Here is a 19,548-nt window from a genome sequence, read left to right as displayed (position 1 = left end):
GGCAGGCTCCAGGGTTCTGTTTGAAAAGTCGACGAGTGACAGAAAAAGGGTGCAGCACCCGCCCCCGCGGGCAAAAATTCGACAAGACGTCACAAGGCCAATCAAGCAGTGCTTAGAGCCTAGTCGACAACCGGGAATGACGGAGGGTTCAGAGTAATTCAGTGTGTGAAAGGATGCTTTCGCGAGCAGGCTCGCTCCCACAAGACTACACCGTACCTGTGGGAGCGAGCCTGCTCGCGAATGGCTTAACGCGGTTCGATATGAGCAATCATCAGCTGCACAGTCTCGTTGCCACGAAACTCGTTAACGTCGAGCTTGTAAGCCAGTTCAACCCATTGAATCGTCGGGTTCGGCCACACATCGCGATCAATGCCAAACGCGATGCCATCGAGCTTCACCGAACCGCATTCGCTTTTCAGCACCACTTTCAAATGCCGTTCGCCGACCACGCGCTGCTCGACCAGTTGAAACACACCGTGAAACAGCGGCTCGGGAAAATGCTGCCCCCACGGCCCGGCGTGGCGCAAGGCGCGAGCCAGTTCGAGATGAAACTCTTCAACGGCCAGCGTGCCATCTGAAAGCATCCGCCCAGTGAGGTCTTCTTCGCGAAGTTGCCTACGCACTTCAGCGTCAAATGCCTCGGCGAACAGCTGAAAATTCTCCTGCGGCAAGGTCAGACCAGCGGCCATCGCATGACCACCGTACTTGGCGATCAGGTTCGGATGCTGCGCCGCGACCACACTCAGCGCATCGCGAATATGGAAGCCCTGCACCGAGCGACCGGAGCCCTTGAGCAGACCATCACCGGCATCGGCGAAGGCAATGGTCGGGCGGAAATAGCGCTCTTTCATGCGCGAGGCGAGGATGCCGATCACGCCCTGGTGCCACTCCGGGTCGAACAGGCACAGACCGAACGGCATCGATTCGACTGGCAGATCCTTGAGCTGCGCCAGCGCTTCACGCTGCATGCCCTGCTCGATGGATTTGCGATCCTGGTTCATACCGTCCAGTTGCGCAGCCATCTCCCGCGCCAGATTGGCGTCGGCAGTGAGCAGGCATTCGATGCCCAGGCTCATGTCGTCCAGACGCCCGGCGGCGTTCAGGCGCGGGCCGACGATGAAACCGAGGTCGGTGGAAGTGATCCGCCCAGCCTCTCGCTTGGCGACTTCGAGAATCGCCTTGATCCCCGGCCGTGCCCGGCCGGCGCGAATCCGCTCCAGCCCTTGATGCACAAGAATGCGGTTGTTGGCATCCAGCGGCACCACGTCGGCGACGCTGCCCAGCGCCACCAGATCGAGCAGTTCGCCGATGTTCGGTTGTGGCTTGCTCTCGTACCAGCCGAGGCTGCGCAGACGCGCGCGCAACGCCATGAGTACGTAAAAGATCACCCCGACGCCGGCCAGCGCTTTGCTCGGAAATTCGCAGCCCGGCTGATTCGGATTGACCAGCGCATCAGCCTGCGGCAGTTCATCGCCGGGCAAGTGGTGGTCGGTGATCAACACCTTCAGTCCGGCGCGCTTGGCCGCCGCGACGCCTTCGACACTGGAAATACCATTGTCGACGGTGATCAATAATTGCGGTTCACGGGTCAGCGCGACTTCGACGATTTCCGGCGTCAGGCCGTAGCCGTATTCGAAGCGGTTCGGCACCAGGTAATCGACATGCGCCGCGCCCAACAGGCGCAGACCGAGCACACCGACAGTGCTGGCGGTGGCGCCGTCCGCATCGAAGTCGCCAACAATGAGAATGCGCTGACGCTGCTCCAGAGCCGTCACCAGCAGGTCGACCGCCGCATCGATGCCTTTGAGCTGCTGGAACGGGATCAAGCGCGCCAGACTCTTGTCCAGCTCCGCCTCCGACTGCACGCCCCGCGCCGCGTACAGGCGGGTCAGCAGTGGCGGCAGATCACCGAGGAAAGGCAGCGTGGCAGGCAATTGACGAGGTTCGATACGCATGGGGCGACGGAGGCTTCTCTTTGATTCGTGGGAAATATCAGCGGTGTCGCGACCTCAGCCGCGCTCACCTTGCAGCCATTGCAACTGGACTTCGTGCTGACCGCGATCGTCGGTGACGAAGATCGTGCCTTCGCTGATCATCACGTCCCACTTGATGACGCGCGGCATGTCCTTGGCCAGGGTCTCCAGCACTTCTTGCGGGACGGCGGCGATGTTGACGTTTTTCAGGTTCTTGATCGCCGGGATCACCTTGGTTTCCCACACACGCAGGCTGCCGTAGGCCAGCAGGCTGGTGCGTTCGGTGCGGCGCGAGCACCAGGTCAGGCGATCGGCATCCGGCTGGCCGACTTCGATCCAGTGCAGGACACGGTCGTCCAGGCTCTTTTCCCACAAGGCCGGTTCATCCACGTCTGACAGACCACGGCCGAACGACAGCTGCTCGTTGTACCAGAGCGCGTAGGCCAGCAGCCGCACAGTCATGCGTTCTTCGGTCTCCGAAGGATGACGGGCGATAGTCTGCTTGACGCTTTCGTAGACGCTGCGGTCGAGGTCGGTGAGGTTCAGTTCGAATTTGTAGGTAGTGGACGGCTGGGCCATGAACGGGCTTCTTGATACGAGGAAAGTCGGCAAGTCTAACCGATGCCACAGGCAATCATCGAATTGATGGCAATCAAGCTGCGGCGTCTGACAGTCGGCTATGTTAAAACCCTGTATCCGCTCAGCCTTGTCCTACAGGATTTCGCATGCCGTTCACCAGCAAACCGCTCTCGGGTCTGAAAGTCATTGAATTGGGTACGTTGATTGCCGGGCCGTTTGCCTCGCGCATTTGCGGCGAATTCGGCGCCGAAGTGATCAAGATCGAATCGCCGGACGGCGGCGATCCCCTGCGCAAATGGCGCAAGTTGTACGAAGGCACCTCGTTGTGGTGGTTTGTCCAGGCGCGCAACAAGAAGTCGCTGACCCTCAATCTGAAACACCCCGACGGCTTGGCGATCCTGAAACAGCTGCTGGGCGAGGCCGACATCCTCATCGAGAATTTCCGCCCCGGCGTACTGGAAAAACTCGGTCTGAGCTGGGAAACCCTGCACGCCCTGAACCCGAAACTGGTGATGGTGCGCCTGTCCGGTTTCGGTCAGACCGGGCCGATGAAAGATCAGCCCGGCTTCGGCGCGGTCGGCGAATCCATGGGTGGCCTGCGGTACATCACCGGTTTCGAAGACCGGCCACCGGTGCGTACCGGGATTTCCATCGGTGATTCGATTGCCGCGCTGTGGGGCGTGATCGGTGCACTGATGGCGCTGCGTCATCGCGAGGTCAATGGCGGACTGGGCCAAGTGGTCGACGTTGCGCTGTACGAAGCTATCTTCGCGATGATGGAAAGCATGGTGCCGGAGTTCGACGTCTTCGGTTTCATCCGCGAGCGCAGCGGTAACATCATGCCGGGCATCACGCCCTCTTCGATCCACACCAGTGCCGACGGCAAACATGTGCAGATCGGCGCCAATGGTGATGCGATCTTCAAACGCTTCATGCTCGTGATTGGCCGCGCAGATCTTGCCAACGACCCGGTGCTGGCCAGTAACGACGGGCGTGACAGTCGCCGGGACGAGTTGTATGGCGTGATTGATCGCTGGGTCAATTCCTTACCGCTGCAGACCGTTCTCGACTTGCTCAATCAGGCCGACGTACCGGTCAGCCGGATCTTCAGCGCCGAGGACATGTTCAACGATCCGCAATACCTGGCGCGGGAGATGTTCCTGCATGCCAAGCTGCCGGACGGCAAGGACTTCAAGATGCCCGGCATCGTGCCGAAGCTGTCGGAAACGCCGGGCTCGTCCGAATGGGTCGGACCGCAGCTTGGCGAACACAATGCGCAGGTGCTTGGCGATCTGGGCTACGACGCGGCGCAAATCGCTCGGCTGCGCGAAGACGGGGCCATTTGAGCAACGCTGGAGGTTTGGTTTTCGAGCAAAAAGCTGTGCACAGGGCAAACGCCGGGCAAAAGAAACCCCGAGAAGTGGGGAGACAACTCGGGGTTAAACGGGGTCTGCTTCGAGACCCGTAGCAGCAAGCGACAAGCACCGGAGCACAATGCTTGATCCTGCTGTTATGGGGTCTGACTGACAGGTATGCAGGAAGGTTCCCACAAAAAATATTTCATCTTTACAGGGCCGGACGCTTGTCCAGAGCTGCATTGCGCAACGCCGCAATGACGCAGGGTTCCAGCCGCCCTTCGGCGATCATCACGTCACGGTGCAGGCCGTCCACCACGTCGGTCAGCAAGCGCTTGTCGCTCAACTGGGCCTGATTGAATTCGCGTTCCACCACAATGGCGCCGCTGCTGTTCTTCAGCGTCACCAGACATTCACCATGGCTGCCGCGAGGGGTCAGCGTCACCTGATACGGGCTCAGAGCCTCACCGAGCAATAGACTGATACTTTCCATCTCGATCTCCACTCAATAGTCCGAAAACACAGTGCCTGGGGCGTGTTCACATTAAATGACCACCGGCCCGAGAAGAAAGTTCTGCCTGTCACGTTCCGACCTTGCAGGACCGTGTCTGACAGAGCATGCATGGCGAAGATGACAGAAAAATATTCGCCGGTATCAGGCCTCGATGAGTGCCTGCGCAGTGATCAGATAACTGTCCAGCAGACCTCGCATCAACACCGCCGAAACCGGTGTCTGCAGACGCCCCAGCAGGCGCAGGCGTTGTTGCCGAAGCACCGGCTCCAGGTCACTCAACAAACTCTGCGCGACCGAGCCCAGCAGAATCAGGGCACGCGCCTCATGGTGCGCCGCCAGGTGATGAATCAATGCCAACCCATCGCCACCTTTGAGCTGCGGATCGCAAATGGCGATATCGACCGCACCGCGATGCCCCAGTGAAGACAGGGCTGACGCCAGCGACGGCGCGGTCAATACGTCGTAGATGCCGATGGCATTGAGCATTTGATGCAATGCCATCAGCTGGAACGGGTTGGGTTCAAGAATCAGGACTTTAAGCGAGCGCATGGGCGACCTCTGGAGCGATCATCGCGGACTCTCACCGCAGGTGTCGTTCACTCTAGGGCAGGCGTCTTAAGCCTCCCATCAGAAAAGTAGCCGCGTCTTGCAGGACATTTCCCTTCTTTACGGCAGACAGCGACACCCGCTCTCGGTCCGACGCTGGGTGATGTCGGTCCAGCCGCCCAACAAGCCGCGCAATTTGCCGTCGCCGCTGTAAAACGGCACGGTCCACTGATAAACCTCGCGAGGCCCGCCCTTGAACAGCAGTTGACGTTTGCTGAAGCGCGACTTGCGGGTTTGCAACTGGGCGATGAATTCGTCGTGGAGCATCCGCGCGGTGGTTTCCGGAAACGCATCGACTTCGATCAGCAAGCGTCCCTGCATCTGGTCCTGGCGCACCGACAGCGCCTCTTCGTAACTGCGATTGCAGATGATCAAACGCCCGTGCAGATCACGGACAAACACCGGATCCGGCATCGAATCGATCAGAGCGTGCTGAAAGGCCAGTTGATCGCCCAACTCCTTTTCCGCCGCGCAGCGCAGCTTGATCACGGCCGCCAGGCGCCGGTTCCACACCAGCGACAGCATTCCGAAAACGCCGATTCCCCCCATCGCCCAGCATGCCCACTCGACCAGGCGCTTCCACACGGAGGGCACGGGCGGCGGCGAAACGCCTGCCAGCCACTTGAGACGAATCGCCCGCAACTCCGCAGCAGGGAAAGCTTCCAGCGCCTTGTTAAGAATACTCAGTAGTTGCGGCATGCCTTTTCGTACAGCCAGATGATCGGCTTCCCACTTGCCCTCTACCAGGGCACCGACCTTGAGCATGCCCAACGGATAGAGCTGCGCGCCGATTTCGTTTTCGATGGTTGCATAGGCTTCCCCACTCTCGACCAGCGCCCGCGCTTCGGCGTAGGTTTTCACCGAGCGTATTTCAATCGACGGATAATCGCGCCGAATCGCATCCTCCAGGGCATGACGGGCGGGCAGCACCAGAACGCGCTTCGCCAGTTGCTCGAAAGACTCCACCCTCGGGGCATTGGCATGTCCGACAAACACCCAGCCAGCCCCTCCGAAAGCATGACTGAAATCGAGAAAGGCCTTGCGTTCATCGCTCATGGCCAACGTCGTACTGATGTCCGCGACCCCGCTTTGCAGGCGATCGAGCATATGGTCGGTAGAGAACGATTCCTGGTGCTCGAATTGCAGTCCGGTCATTGCGCTGACCCGCTTGAGCACATCGTTGTTCAGACCGCTCCACTGGCCGTGTTCGTCCTGAAACAGGTACAGCGGATATTGCACCGATGCCACCGTTACTCTGGGGTTGTCACGGATCCATTGCCGCTCGTGCGCATCCAGTTCGACAACCGGCACAGTGCCCGACGCATTGGCCTGATCGAGTGCCATCTGCGCTGCCACGCCGCTGTGCATCCATCCCAGCACCGCCAACAAAAACAACCAGCCCAGTGCCGGTTTCAAACCTCTGTAAAACAGCATTGCCATTTCCTTCGTGATCGACTCACCCGTCCTTCGTGGGTGAAAACCCGAGCAGTGTGGCAGCAGAAACAAAAAAGCCCGTCAGGAGACGGGCTTCAAAATGTGACAGCTTTTACTGGCTTAGAGTGGCTTGCCGCGGTTGCCATGCTGGCTGACAAAGGCTTGCACGGCTTTCAGGTCGTTTGGCAGAACCGTGCAACGCTCGTTTCGCTCAAACAAATCAGAAAGATGTGCAGGTAGTTCGAGCGCTTTTCCTACACCCGCTTTCTCCACTGCCTCAGGAAACTTGACCGGATGGGCAGTGCCCAGAATTACCATCGGGATATCCAGACTGCGACGGCATTCGCGCGCAGCTTTCACACCGATGGCAGTGTGCGGGTCGAGGACTTCACCGGTTTGCTCGTAGACGTCGGCGATGGTTTCGCAGGTCTGCGCATCGTCCACCGCCAGCGAATCGAACAGCTTGCGTGCTTCGGTCCAGCGTTCTTGTTCGACGCTGAAACTGCCGTCCTTTTTGAACGAGTCCATCAGGCCGGCAATCGCCGCACCGTTACGCCCGTGCAGGTCGAACAGCAGGCGCTCGAAGTTCGACGACACCATGATATCCATCGACGGCGACAGCGTCGCGTGCAGGGTTTCCTTGACGTACTGGTTGCCGCTCATGAAGCGGTGCAGGATGTCGTTGCGGTTGGTTGCCACGATCAACTGATTGATCGGCAGGCCCATGTTGCGCGCCAGGTAGCCGGCGAAGATGTCGCCGAAGTTGCCGGTCGGTACCGAGAACGACACCGAACGCGCCGGACCGCCCAACTGCAGGGACGCATGGAAGTAGTAAACGATCTGGGCCATGATCCGCGCCCAGTTGATCGAGTTCACCGCCACCAGACGCGTGCCTTTGAGGAAGCTCTGGTCGGCGAAGCTGTTCTTGACCATTTCCTGGCAGTCATCGAAGTTGCCTTCGATGGCGATGTTGTGGATGTTCTCGCCGAAGATCGTCGTCATCTGCCGACGCTGCACTTCCGATACACGCTGATGCGGGTGCAGGATGAAGATGTCGACGTTTTCGCAGTGCTTGCAGCCTTCGATGGCCGCCGAACCGGTGTCACCAGAGGTGGCACCGACAATCACCACGCGCTCGCCGCGCTTTTCCAGCACGTAATCGAGCAGGCGACCGAGCAGTTGCAGGGCGAAGTCCTTGAACGCCAGGGTCGGGCCATGGAACAGCTCCAGCACCCATTCATTACCGTTCAGCTGACGCAATGGCGCCACGGCGCTGTGCGCGAACACGCCGTAGGTTTCTTCGAGGATCTTCTTGAAATCGGCATCCGGGATGCTGCCGGTGACAAACGGGCGCATCACCCGGAAGGCCAGTTCGTGATAAGGCAGGCCAGCCCAGGAAGCGATCTCTTCCTGAGTGAAACGTGGCAGGTTTTCCGGGACGTACAGACCGCCATCGGTCGCCAGACCGGCCAGCAGGACCTCTTCGAAATTCAGGGCCTGGGCCTGGCCGCGAGTACTGATATATCGCATTTTTTTCAAACCTTCGGTTTGAGCTGCAAGCTGCAAGCTGCAAGTCGCAAGTAAAAGCCAGACTGCTTCTCTCTTGCCGCTTGCAGCTCGAAGCTTGCCGCTGCTTTTAGTTCAAATGTTCGACACGGATCCGTACAACCGGGCCGTCGACGCCAGCCAGTGCTTCCAGCGCGGTGATCGCATCATTGATGCGTTGCTCGACCACGCGGTGGGTCAGCAGGATCATCGGCACCAGGCCGTCATGCTCTTCGACTTCCTTCTGCATGATCGATTCGATATTGATGCCGCGCTCCGACAGGATGCTCGCCACCTGAGCCAGTACGCCCGGGTGGTCCTTGGCGTGAATGCGCAGGTAGTAAGCGCTTTCGCAGGCTTCGATCGGCAGGATCGGATGCGCCGACAGCGAGTCCGGCTGGAAGGCCAGGTGCGGCACACGGTTTTCCGGGTCGGAAGTCATCGCGCGAACCACGTCGACCAGATCGGCGATCACCGAAGAAGCGGTCGGCTCCATGCCAGCGCCAGCGCCATAGAACAGCGTCGAACCGGCCGCATCACCGTTGACCATGACGGCGTTCATCACGCCGTTGACGTTGGCGATCAGGCGATCGGCCGGAATCAGCGTCGGGTGCACGCGCAACTCGATGCCGGCGTCAGTGCTGCGCGCCACACCCAAGTGCTTGATGCGATAGCCCAGCGCTTCGGCGTAGTTGACGTCGGCAGTGGTCAGTTTGGTGATGCCTTCGGTGTACGCCTTGTCGAATTGCAGCGGAATACCGAAGGCGATAGACGCCAGAATGGTCAGCTTGTGCGCGGCATCGATGCCTTCGACGTCGAAGGTCGGATCGGCTTCGGCGTAACCCAGCGCTTGCGCTTCGGCGAGCACGTCTTCGAACGTACGACCTTTTTCGCGCATTTCGGTGAGGATGAAGTTGCCGGTGCCGTTGATGATCCCGGCAACCCAGTTGATGCGGTTGGCGGACAGGCCTTCGCGGATCGCCTTGATCACCGGAATGCCACCGGCCACGGCCGCTTCGAATGCCACGATCACGCCTTTCTCGCGTGCCTTGGCGAAAATCTCATTACCGTGAACGGCTATCAGCGCCTTGTTCGCGGTGACCACATGCTTGCCATTCTCGATGGCCTTGAGTACCAGCTCGCGGGCAACGGTGTAGCCGCCCATCAGCTCTATGACGATGTCGATCTCAGGGTTCGTGGCCACTTCGAAGACATCGTTGGTAATCGCAATACCGGTCGTCTGGAACTGAGGCTTTGGCGTGCGCGTGGCAATTTGCGCCACTTCGATTCCACGCCCGGCACGACGAGCAATTTCCTCGGCGTTGCGCTGAAGTACGTTGAAGGTACCGCCACCGACGGTCCCTAACCCACAGATGCCTACTTTGACCGGATTCACTGTGAACTCCCCATGAAACGGCCGACACAGGGTCGGCCGGAAAACAACCGCGTGCTCGCGGCTCTCTGTTGATGGCCCGGCGCTGCTGCTGCCGGACCACGATCGTCAACGGTTACCCGTGACGATGCGAATTACTTCGCGCCCAGCGCCAGTTTGGCGACTTGTGGCGCCGGCTGGTAGCCCGGAATGACCTGGCCGTCGGCCAAAACGATGGCCGGTGTACCGTTCACGCCGATCGACTGACCGAGCGCGAACTGTTTGGAAACCGGGTTATCGCACTTGGCGGCTTTGATTTCCTTGCCATCGACCATTTTGTCCATGGCGGCTTTCTTGTCTTTCGAACACCACACTGCTTGCAGCTGCTCGTCACCCGGCGAATTCAGGCCCTGGCGCGGGAACGCCACGTAGCGCACTTCGATGCCGCGCTTGTTCAGCTCGGGCACTTCGGCATGCAGTTTGTGGCAGTACGGACAGGTGGTGTCGGTGAACACGGTGATGTGCGATTTGGTCTCGCCCACGGCCGGGTAGACCACGGTTTCGGCCACCGGGATGGCATTGATCAGTTTGGAAATGCCCAGGCGTTCGGTCTTCTCGGTCAGGTTGACCGGTTTGCCATTCGCGAGCTGGTACAGGTTGCCCTGCACGATGTACTGGCCATCGGCACTGGCGTACAGCACGCGGCTGCCTTTGAGTTTGACTTCGTACATGCCAGGCAACGGGCTGGCATTGATGCTTTCGACCGGAACCTCGAGTTCGAGTTTTTCCAGGCTTTGACGAATGGCTTTGTCGGCCGCGTCGTCGGCGACGGCAAAGGTGCTCACCAGCGCAATAGCGGCGGCGGCGAAAATCTGGGTCAGACGCATGAGTACTCCTGAGGGCGGGCCAATGAAACGATCAGAACGCCCGTGCGAAACACCGGGTCATAACCGTCCATCGTGCAAACCGGCAAAGCCTAACACATAAGGCCGCGAGGGCCGAATGCGCCTGTCGCCACACACTCATGTGCAACTGACACACCTTCATGCTTGTACAACTGACCCACAACCACATGTGGCTGACGCACATCATTGTGGCGAGGGGATTCATCCCCGCCGGGTTGCGAAGCAGCCCTAAACCATCCACCGCGATCTTTCAGTCAAAATCGAGCCAGCCGGGTTTGCGACTGCTGCGCAGCCGAACGGGGATAAATCCCCTCGCCACAGGTCAGTATTTCAACATTATGGGATGTGTCAGCCGCGTGGGTGGTGTTTGGCGTGCAGATCCTGCAATCGGGCGCGGGCGACATGGGTATAGATCTGCGTCGTAGAGAGGTCGCTGTGCCCGAGCAGCATCTGCACCACGCGCAAGTCCGCGCCATGGTTGAGCAGGTGCGTAGCGAACGCGTGACGCAAGGTGTGCGGCGACAGCGATTTGCTGATCCCGGCGACCTTGGCCTGATGCTTGATCCGATGCCAGAACGTCTGCCGGGTCATCTGCTCGCCGCGCTGGCTGGGGAACAGCACATCGCTGGGGCGGCCACCGAGCAACTCGCCACGAGCATCACGCATATAGCGCTCGACCCAGACAATCGCCTCCTCGCCCATCGGCACCAGACGCTCCTTGCTGCCCTTGCCCATCACCCGCAATACGCCTTGGCGCAGGTTGACCTGCTCCAGTGTCAGGCTGATCAGTTCGGTCACGCGCAGGCCACAGGCATACAGCACTTCCAGCATCGCGCGGTCACGCTGACCGATGGCTTCACTCAGGTCCGGTGCCTTGAGCAGCGCTTCGACATCGGCTTCCGATAGCGATTTGGGCAACGGCCGGCCCAGTTGCGGCATGTCGACGCGCAACGTCGGGTCGACGCTGATCAGTTTTTCCCGCAACAGATAGCGATAAAAGCCACGCACCCCGGAGAGAAATCTAGCGGTGGAGCGTGGCTTGTAGTTTTGCTCCAGCCGCCACGCCAGGTGATCGAGGATCAATTCGCGACCGGCATTGATCAGCTCGAGATTTTTCTCCTGCAACCAGCCGTTGAACAGCGCGAGGTCGCTGCGATAGGCGTCGCGGGTGTTGTCGGACAGGCCTTTCTCCAGCCATAAAGCGTCGAGGAATTGATCAATCAGCGGATGGTCGATGGCAGGCATGGGTGCTCGGGGCAGGCAGTTTTTAACACTGCGCGCAAATAGACAGTGAACGACGGGAATGGCCGCTAGTCTTTCATAGCCAGCCAGATCAAGGAACAGGGAGCATCAATGAACGAGCAGCAAATTCTCTTGGCATTTGGCGGGATCGGCGCGGCGGCGCTGGGTTGTCAGTGGCTGGCATGGCGCCTGAAGCTGCCGGCCATTCTGTTTCTGCTGCTGACCGGCATTCTGGCCGGCCCGGTGCTGGGTTGGCTCGACCCGCAGGAAATGTTCGGCCCGCTACTGATGCCACTGGTGTCGCTGGCAGTGGCGCTGATCCTGTTCGAAGGCAGCCTGACCCTGCATCTGTCGGAATGGAAAGAGATCGGCAGCGTCGTTCATCGACTGGTGACCCTCGGTGCGATTTCGACCTGGATCGTCATCGCGGTGGCCACGCACTTTCTGCTGGGCTTCGACTGGATGCTGGCGATTCTGTTTGGCAGCCTGACGCTGGTCACCGGTCCGACCGTAATCGTGCCGATGCTGCGGGTGGTGCGGCCAAAAGCCTCGATCGCCAACATCCTGCGCTGGGAAGGCATCGTCATCGATCCGATCGGCGCTCTGCTCGCCGTCGTGGTGTACAGCTTCATCATCGCCAGCGCTGAAGGGCATGGCCTCAAGCAAAGTCTTCTCACCTTCGGCGGGGTGATCCTCTGCGGCGCCGTGTTTGGTGTCGTCGGTGGCTGGCTGCTGGGGACGGTGATCCGGCGTCAGTGGCTGCCGGAATACTTGCATAACCTGGCCTCGCTGGCAGCGGTGCTGGCAATCTTCATCGGTGCCAACCAAGTGATGCATGAGTCCGGCCTGCTGGCGGTGACGCTGATGGGCATGTGGCTGGCCAACATGAAAGGCGTGGACGTGCGGCACATCTTGCACTTCAAGGAAAACCTCAGCGTGTTGCTGATTTCCGGACTGTTCATCCTGCTCGCGGCGCGCCTGGACCTGAACGCGTTGATCGGTCTGGGACCGCTGGTGTTGATTCTGCTGCTGGTGATCCAGTTGATCGCTCGCCCATTGAATGTTTTGCTCAGCACCGCCGGTTCCAGTCTCAGCTGGCGTGAACGGGCGTTGCTGTGCTGGATCGCGCCACGCGGGATCGTCGCAGCGGCTGTCTCGGCGATTTTCGCGATCCGCCTGGATGAATCCGGACATGAAGGCGCCCTGCTGCTGGTGCCGCTGACCTTTGCGGTGATCATCGGTACCGTGGTTTTGCAAAGCGCAACGGCGCGACCGCTGGCACGGCTGTTAAAGGTCGCCGAACCGGCGCCGAGCGGTTTTCTGATCGTTGGAGCCAATAGCCCGGCCCGCGCATTGGGCAAGTCGCTGCAGCAACTGGGCAGTCGCGTACTGCTGACCGATTCGAGCTGGGAGAATATCCGCGCGGCACGCATGGAAGGCTTGCCGACTTATTTCGGCAACCCGGCGTCGCAGCATGCTGACGCGCATCTGGACCTGGTGGGGTTGGGGCATTTGCTGGCGCTGTCACCGTCGGGCGAGCTGAACACATTGGCGGCGATGCGCTTTCGTCATGACTTCGGTCATCAGCGCCTGTTCGGTCTGGCCAGCGGCCATGAAAGCCGCCGCAGCGATAAACATCGGGCGAGCCTGGAACACCGGGGCAATCAGTTGGGCAGTGAGGCACTGACCTATTCGAAACTGGCCGGCCAGATGGGCCAGGGTGCCGAGCTGTACAGCACAACCCTGACGGATGGGTTTGGCTGGGATGATTACCGGGCGCTGCACGGCAATCGCGCAACGTTGCTGTTCATGCGTGATGACAGCGGCTGGGTGCATGTGGTGACGCCGGAAACGGCGCTGAAGCCTGGGGCTGGATGGACGTTGCTGGCGTTGATTCAACCAGAAGGTTCCAGCGCCTGACGGATCGATTCGCGAGCAGGCTCGCTCCCACTCTATTCCTGTGGGAGCGAGCCTGCTCGCGAAGGCCGCGACTGGGTCACGGACAGACTGAAGATCTTGGCAGCACAAATCCCGGGCAACAAAAAAGCAGCCCGTAGGCTGCTTTTTTCTGCATCGGAAGCTGGGCTTAAGCCAGTTTTTCCTTGATGCGGGCTGCTTTACCCGACAGGTCGCGCAGGTAGTACAGCTTGGCTTTACGTACGTCACCGCGACGTTTAACAGCCATGCTGTCGATCTGCGGGGAGTAGGTCTGGAAAGTACGTTCTACGCCAACACCGTTGGAGATTTTACGAACGGTGAACGCACTGTTCACGCCGCGGTTACGCTTGGCGATTACAACGCCTTCGAACGCTTGCAGACGGGAACGATCGCCTTCCTTCACTTTCACCTGAACGACAATAGTGTCGCCTGGGGCGAAGGTAGGGATTTCTTTGCTCATCTGCTCTGCTTCGAGTGCAAGGATGATTTTGTTGGTCATGCTGTGCTCCTAAGGTAAATCGTTCGATCTACCATCGATACGTTGTTAACTATCGTCCCGCTCGCGGATGTATTCCTCGAGCAGCTTCTTCTCTTCTCCAGAAAGCGAGCGGCTTTCCAGAAGATCGGCGCGTCGTTCATAGGTCCGACCAAGGGACTGCTGTAAACGCCAACGCCGGATATGCGCGTGATTGCCACTCAGCAACACGTCGGGAACACGCTGATCCGCATACACCTCCGGTCGGGTGTAGTGCGGGCAATCCAGCAGACCATCCGTAAAGGAATCTTCCTCAGCGGAATCCGCATGCCCTAAAGCTCCAGGCAGCAGTCGTGTAACCGCATCGATCAGGACCATGGCCGGCAGCTCGCCGCCAGACAGTACATAGTCGCCAATCGACCACTCTTCATCGACATGAGCCTCAATAAAGCGCTCGTCAATGCCTTCGTAGCGGCCGGCAATCAGGATCAATGCATCCGATTGTGCCAGCTCGCGTACCGCCGACTGAGTCAGTTGACGGCCTTGGGGGGACAGGTAAATCACCTTCGCCGCCTCCCCGGCTGCTGCCTTGGCCTGAGCCAGCGCATCTTCCAGGGGCTTGATCTTCATCACCATGCCCGGACCACCGCCAAACGGGCGATCGTCCACAGTGTGATGCCGATCCGTCGTGTAATCTCGCGGATTCCAACAGGTCAGCTGCAAGAGCCCCTGTTTGACCGCACGACTGGTGATGCCGTAATCGCCAATGGCGGAAAACATCTCGGGAAACAAACTGATCACTTCTACGCGCAAGTTAGCCACGTTCAGAAGTCCGCGTCCCAATCCACCTTCATCTCGCCCGCTTCCAGGTCGACGGCCAACACGCATTGCTCCGTATAGGGCAACAGGCGTTCGCGATCATCCAGGCTGCCAGCGCAAGGCTTGACGACCATTACATCATTGGCGCCGGTTTCCAGAAGATGATCGATTTTCCCGAGCAGTTGCCCGAGGGTGTCGATGACCTTCAGACCTTCCAGCTGGTACCAGTAGTACTCGCCTTCGGTCAATTCAGCGAACAGGTTGCGCGGCACGCAGATCTCATAACCGGCCAGAAGACGAGCTTCTTCACGATCATCGAGACCCTTGAGCTTGGCGACCAGGAACTTGTCGCTCCCGCGTCCACTGACCAGCTCGACCTGTTTGACATTGCCTTCGCGCTTGAGCGTCCAGGTTTTGTACTGCAACAGGTTTTCAGTCGGATCAGTAAAGGAATAAACCTTCACTTCGCCGCGAACGCCATGAACAGAATAAATTTTGCCAATAACGATCAAATCATCGGCAGGGGCTGGCGTCGCGTTCATATTGCTCAGGCCGCAGCCTTGGCAGATTCCTTCAACAACTGAGCAACGCGCTCAGAAGGTTGTGCACCAACGCTCAGCCAGTAGGCAACGCGCTCTTGGTTCACGGACAGACGGATTTCCTGACCACGGGCAACAGGGTTGAAGAAACCAACCTGTTCTTTGTGGGAGCCGTCACGCGGGTTACGCGAGTCGGTTACGGTCAGGTGGTAAAACGGGCGCTTTTTGGAGCCGCCAAGGGCAAGACGGATTGTTAGCATGTGAACATCGTTCCTGTAGTCGGTGCTGCAAATCTAAATGCACAGCGGGCATGGGTGCCCGAAAGGCCGCATATTCTAAGGAATATCCGGACTTTTGCAAATGACTTTTTCCGGCGCCCATGGCATGCCGTGCAGATTTGCATAGAGAGCCGTCGTTAAAAACGGCCAGTCAGCTCCCGCCGAGTGCGGGTTTGCTGTTGATCCTGCGTCCTTGCAGGGTCTGCGCCGGTGCGACGACCGGCGAAGTCTTGGTGTCCTGTCTCACATTTTCGGCATGCCGCCGCCGGGCAACATACCGCCCATGCCGCGCATCATTTTCGCCATACCGCCCTTGGCGGTGAATTTCTTCATCATCTTCTGCATCTGCTTGTGCTGCTTGATCAAGCGGCCGATGTCCTGCACCTGCGTGCCGGAACCCATGGCGATCCGGCGCTTGCGCGAACCGCTGATCAGCTCAGGGTCGCGGCGCTCGGCCGGGGTCATGGAATTGATGATGGCTTCCATCTGCTTGAACTGCTTCTCTGCGGCGTTCTGGGCATTGCCCATCTGCGACAGGTTGACGCCGCCGATGCTCGGCAGTTTGTCCATGAGGCCGCCGAGGCCGCCCATGTTCTTCATCTGTTGCAGCTGATCGCGGAAGTCTTCGAGGTCGAAGCCCTTGCCCTTTTTCAGCTTCTTGGCCAGTTTGTCGGCCTTGTCCTTGTCGAGGGTCGCTTCAGCCTGCTCGATCAGGCTGAGCACGTCGCCCATGCCGAGGATGCGCGAGGCGATACGCTCAGGATGGAACGGATCGAGCGCTTCGCTCTTCTCGCCCATACCGATGAACTTGATCGGCTTGCCGGTGATGGCGCGCACCGACAGTGCGGCACCGCCACGGGCGTCGCCGTCGACCTTGGTCAGGATTACGCCGGTCAGCGGCAGCGCATCGCCGAACGCCTTGGCGGTGTTGGCGGCGTCCTGACCGGTCATCGCGTCGACCACGAACAGGGTTTCAACCGGGTTGATCGCGGCGTGCAGCGCTTTGATCTCGCCCATCATCTCTTCGTCGATGTGCAGACGACCGGCGGTGTCGACGATGACCACGTCGATGAATTTCAGTTTGGCTTCTTTAATAGCCGCATTGGCGATGTCGACCGGCTTCTGGCTCAGGTCGGACGGGAAGAATGTCACGCCAATGTCGTTGGCCAGGGTTTCCAGCTGCTTGATCGCGGCCGGACGGTAAATGTCCGCAGACACGACCATGACCGACTTCTTCTTGCGCTCTTTAAGGAAGCGCGCCAGCTTACCGGCAGTGGTGGTTTTACCCGCGCCCTGCAGACCGGCCATCAGAATCACGGCTGGCGGAACGGCACTCAGGTTGAGGTCTTCGTTGGCCGCGCCCATCAGGCTTTCGAGCTCGGCCTGGACGATCTTCACGAACGCCTGGCCCGGCGTCAGGCTGCGCGACACCTCGGTGCCAACAGCGCGCTCCTTGACCGAATTGACGAAGTCCTTGACCACCGGCAGTGCGACGTCAGCTTCGAGCAACGCCATGCGCACTTCACGCAGGGTGTCTTTGATATTGTCCTCGGTCAGCTTGGCCTTGCCGGTGACATGGCGCAGCGTCTGCGAGAGACGGTCGGTTAAGTTTTCAAACATTGCGCGATCCTTTCAGGCCCTGTACGAACCGGGATAATGGCGGCCCAGACCGGAATCAACATGTGCTCGGCGAGCCTGCGGCGTGGGCAGGTCGCGGATTATAGCGAAGACTGCGGCCGGCGGACACCTCGCTGTCAGCTTGCGGAGTCTTTCGTGCCGTGCCGGTTCTATGCCAAACTCAGCGCCTTTCGGGCTCGCCTAACAGGATTTATGCTCCCCTTGTCACCCAGTTTGCTGACCACCCTCGCCGCCGCCCTGCTCTATGCCGCTGCGACCGTCTATCAAAGTACCCGCCTGGCCACCGGCGCCAAGGCGAACAAGCGCCTGCTGGTCAGCCTCGGCGTATTCGCCGTGCTCGCCCACGGCGCCAGCCTGCTTACTCATCTATTGACCCCGATCGGCCTCGGCCTGGACTTCTTCAGCGCGTCCAGCCTGATTGCCGCTGCGGTGATTGCTCTGACTCTGCTGGCCTGTTCGCGGATCCCGGTGGAAAACCTGCTAGTGCTCCTGTTCCCGCTCGGTGCGATCACGGTATTGCTGGCGCAGTTCGCGCCGACCGGCACAGTGCAGATCATCGACGAAGAGCCGGGCATTCTCGCGCACATTCTATTGTCGATCCTCGCCTACGGCATGTTCACCATCGCCGTGTTCCAGGCGTTGCTGCTGCTGGTTCAGGACCATCAGCTCAAACACAAGCACCCGTCCGGGCTGATCAAGAACTTCCCGCCCCTGCAAACCATGGAAAGCCTGCTGTTCGGCTTTCTCTGGGCCGGCTGGACGCTGCTGTCGCTGTCGCTCATTTCCGGTTGGCTGTTCGTTGAGAACCTGTTCGCCCAGCATCTGGTGCACAAGACCCTGCTGGCCTGTCTGGCATGGATCGTCTTCAGCGTGCTGTTGTGGGGTCGCAACCGTCTGGGCTGGCGCGGCCACAAAGCGATTCGCTGGACCCTCGCCGGTTTCTGCCTGCTGATGCTGGCGTACTTCGGCAGCAAACTGGTTCGTGAATACATACTGCACATCTGACGGGCGGCATAAATGGACGGTTTGCCCATAGGGCCGATGCTCGCGGTATTTGTCCTGCTGATCTTATGGTCAGGGCTGTTTACCGCCGTCGAAATCGCGCAGCAGCACTTGCTCGCGCAACGGATCGCCTCGCGCGCCAGCGATAAGCCGCTGGCGAAGCTGAGCTTCCCGCTCGACAGCCTGATCCTCTGCAACACCCTGTGCCGCGCCCTCGCCGTGATCCTCGCGACGCTGCTGGCGATTTTTCTCTGCGAAGAAAATGGCCCGTGGGCGGCCTGCCTGGGCGCCGGTGCCATCCTGCTGGTGTTCGCCGATTATTTCCCGCGCACTTTGGCCCGGCGCTATCCCGACGCCGTGCTGGCGTTCGGCAATGCCCTGCTGGCCGTACCGATGAAAATCGTCTACCCGTTCGCGTGGCTGTTCAGCCGGGTCAGCGCTTTGCTGCTGACCCCGTTCACGCGCAAGGCTCAGGTGGTGCAACAGAGCGAGGACGAGTTGCCGGCCGATCACGATGATGATCCCGAACATCCGGTCCGCGCCCACCCGGTGTCGGGCATTCATGCGCTGGACAACATCACGGTCAACGACATTCTGGTGCCGCGCAGTGACGTCGACGGCATCAACCTCGACGATCCGATCGAAGAGATCATCGAGCAACTGCGCGAGAACAAGCGCACGCGTCTGCCGGTGTTTCACAGTGACATCAATCAGGTCGAAGCGGTGCTCAACACCCGCCAGATCGGCCATTTGCTGAGCAACGGCGGATTGACCCGCGAGGCGCTGCTGGCCGCCAGCTACGAGCCCTACTTCGTCCCGGAAAGCACGCCGCTGCAATTGCAATTGCTGAACTTCCACAAACAGCAACGCCGCCTCGGCATGGTCGTGGACGAGTACGGTGAAGTGCTGGGTATCGTCACCCTTGAAGACATTCTCGAAGAAATCGTCGGCGAATTCGAAAGCGAGCACAGCCTCGACAATCCGCACATTCATCCCCAGGCCGACGGTCGCATGGTGATCGATGGCGCCGCGTCAATCCGCGACCTGAACAAGTGCCTGGGCTGGCACCTGCCGAGCGACGGGCCGAAGACCCTGAACGGCCTGGTCACCGAAGCGCTGGAAACCATTCCGGAAAGCGCGGTGTGCCTGAAGATCGGGCGTTATCGACTGGAAATCCTCGAGACCGAGGAGAACCGGGTGAGCAAGGTGCTGATCTGGCATACCTCTTCTGCTCCTGCTTTGGTGCCCGCCAGATAAAAGATCAAAAGATCAAAAGATCAAAAGATCGCAGCCTTCGGCAGCTCCTACCCTGCGATCTTTTGCGCTTGTTTGAT

Annotated in this window: 18 protein-coding genes; 4 read left to right on the top strand and 14 right to left on the bottom strand. The window is 59.7% G+C overall.

The annotated features are described in order from the left end of the window. Positions 1 to 245 precede the first annotated feature (245 nt). Positions 246 to 1,955, bottom strand: a complete 1,710-nt coding sequence (gene recJ, locus AB4N85_RS00325; RefSeq protein WP_252868850.1) for a single-stranded-DNA-specific exonuclease RecJ — start codon at positions 1,953 to 1,955, stop codon at positions 246 to 248. 54 nt (positions 1,956 to 2,009) lie between these two features. Next, on the bottom strand, positions 2,010 to 2,552 hold the full coding sequence (locus AB4N85_RS00320; RefSeq protein WP_007908961.1) for a YaeQ family protein: 543 nt from the start codon (positions 2,550 to 2,552) through the stop codon (positions 2,010 to 2,012). 146 nt (positions 2,553 to 2,698) lie between these two features. Here AB4N85_RS00320 and AB4N85_RS00315 point away from each other — a divergent pair, with 146 nt between their 5' ends. Then, complete coding sequence (locus AB4N85_RS00315) at positions 2,699 to 3,898, top strand: CaiB/BaiF CoA transferase family protein (protein WP_041478190.1); 1,200 nt, start codon at positions 2,699 to 2,701, stop codon at positions 3,896 to 3,898. 220 nt (positions 3,899 to 4,118) lie between these two features. Here AB4N85_RS00315 and AB4N85_RS00310 read toward each other — a convergent pair whose 3' ends face one another. The 7 genes from AB4N85_RS00310 to xerD all read right to left on the bottom strand — a co-directional run bounded on the left by AB4N85_RS00310 (position 4,119) and on the right by xerD (position 11,528). After that, positions 4,119 to 4,400: a DUF3509 domain-containing protein gene (locus tag AB4N85_RS00310; RefSeq protein ID WP_016771530.1), complete on the bottom strand. Its 282-nt coding sequence runs from the start codon at positions 4,398 to 4,400 to the stop codon at positions 4,119 to 4,121. Positions 4,401 to 4,562: 162 nt separating this feature from the next. After that, complete coding sequence (locus tag AB4N85_RS00305; RefSeq protein ID WP_041478191.1) at positions 4,563 to 4,970, bottom strand: response regulator; 408 nt, start codon at positions 4,968 to 4,970, stop codon at positions 4,563 to 4,565. Between the two features lie 117 nt (positions 4,971 to 5,087). After that, entirely contained in the window at positions 5,088 to 6,461 is a 1,374-nt protein-coding gene (locus AB4N85_RS00300) for a transporter substrate-binding domain-containing protein (RefSeq protein ID WP_252868849.1), read from the bottom strand. A 120-nt stretch (positions 6,462 to 6,581) separates the two neighbouring features. Next, positions 6,582 to 7,991, bottom strand: a complete 1,410-nt coding sequence (thrC, locus tag AB4N85_RS00295) for a threonine synthase (protein ID WP_460066530.1) — start codon at positions 7,989 to 7,991, stop codon at positions 6,582 to 6,584. 106 nt (positions 7,992 to 8,097) lie between these two features. Further along, on the bottom strand, positions 8,098 to 9,402 hold the full coding sequence (locus tag AB4N85_RS00290) for a homoserine dehydrogenase (protein ID WP_024011722.1): 1,305 nt from the start codon (positions 9,400 to 9,402) through the stop codon (positions 8,098 to 8,100). Between the two features lie 131 nt (positions 9,403 to 9,533). Then, positions 9,534 to 10,265, bottom strand: coding sequence for a bifunctional protein-disulfide isomerase/oxidoreductase DsbC (dsbC, locus tag AB4N85_RS00285; RefSeq protein ID WP_041478193.1), 732 nt, complete (start codon positions 10,263 to 10,265; stop codon positions 9,534 to 9,536). Between the two features lie 366 nt (positions 10,266 to 10,631). Further along, on the bottom strand, positions 10,632 to 11,528 hold the full coding sequence (gene xerD / locus AB4N85_RS00280) for a site-specific tyrosine recombinase XerD (protein WP_252868847.1): 897 nt from the start codon (positions 11,526 to 11,528) through the stop codon (positions 10,632 to 10,634). Positions 11,529 to 11,636: 108 nt separating this feature from the next. Here xerD and AB4N85_RS00275 point away from each other — a divergent pair, with 108 nt between their 5' ends. Further along, positions 11,637 to 13,445 (top strand): cation:proton antiporter, encoded by a 1,809-nt coding sequence (locus AB4N85_RS00275; RefSeq protein ID WP_252868846.1) that lies wholly within the window; start codon positions 11,637 to 11,639, stop codon positions 13,443 to 13,445. A gap of 166 nt (positions 13,446 to 13,611) precedes the next feature. Here the strand turns inward: AB4N85_RS00275 and rplS are convergent, their stop codons facing one another. From rplS to ffh, 5 genes are all read right to left on the bottom strand, one after another. Continuing rightward, positions 13,612 to 13,962: a 50S ribosomal protein L19 gene (rplS, locus tag AB4N85_RS00270; protein ID WP_041478196.1), complete on the bottom strand. Its 351-nt coding sequence runs from the start codon at positions 13,960 to 13,962 to the stop codon at positions 13,612 to 13,614. A 45-nt stretch (positions 13,963 to 14,007) separates the two neighbouring features. Continuing rightward, on the bottom strand, positions 14,008 to 14,760 hold the full coding sequence (gene trmD / locus AB4N85_RS00265) for a tRNA (guanosine(37)-N1)-methyltransferase TrmD (RefSeq protein WP_038860625.1): 753 nt from the start codon (positions 14,758 to 14,760) through the stop codon (positions 14,008 to 14,010). Positions 14,761 to 14,762: 2 nt separating this feature from the next. Continuing rightward, positions 14,763 to 15,299, bottom strand: coding sequence for a ribosome maturation factor RimM (gene rimM / locus AB4N85_RS00260; protein ID WP_016771538.1), 537 nt, complete (start codon positions 15,297 to 15,299; stop codon positions 14,763 to 14,765). Positions 15,300 to 15,304: 5 nt separating this feature from the next. Beyond that, positions 15,305 to 15,556 carry a 30S ribosomal protein S16 gene (rpsP, locus tag AB4N85_RS00255; protein ID WP_003185073.1) on the bottom strand — a complete coding sequence of 84 codons (252 nt, stop codon included), beginning with the start codon at positions 15,554 to 15,556 and terminating at the stop codon, positions 15,305 to 15,307. A gap of 261 nt (positions 15,557 to 15,817) precedes the next feature. Next, positions 15,818 to 17,194, bottom strand: a complete 1,377-nt coding sequence (gene ffh, locus AB4N85_RS00250; RefSeq protein ID WP_007967791.1) for a signal recognition particle protein — start codon at positions 17,192 to 17,194, stop codon at positions 15,818 to 15,820. A 210-nt stretch (positions 17,195 to 17,404) separates the two neighbouring features. Between ffh and AB4N85_RS00245 the strand changes: the two genes are divergently transcribed. Then, the gene (locus AB4N85_RS00245; protein WP_016771539.1) at positions 17,405 to 18,217 is read left to right on the top strand and encodes a cytochrome C assembly family protein; all 813 of its coding nucleotides are present in this window, start codon (positions 17,405 to 17,407) and stop codon (positions 18,215 to 18,217) included. A 12-nt stretch (positions 18,218 to 18,229) separates the two neighbouring features. Next, complete coding sequence (locus AB4N85_RS00240; RefSeq protein ID WP_252868845.1) at positions 18,230 to 19,471, top strand: CNNM domain-containing protein; 1,242 nt, start codon at positions 18,230 to 18,232, stop codon at positions 19,469 to 19,471. Positions 19,472 to 19,548 lie beyond the last annotated feature (77 nt).

Source organism: Pseudomonas sp. H1_G08, from assembly GCF_054681355.1.
Note: the sequence above shows the minus strand (reverse complement) of the source record. Positions and strands in the feature narration are given on the sequence as shown.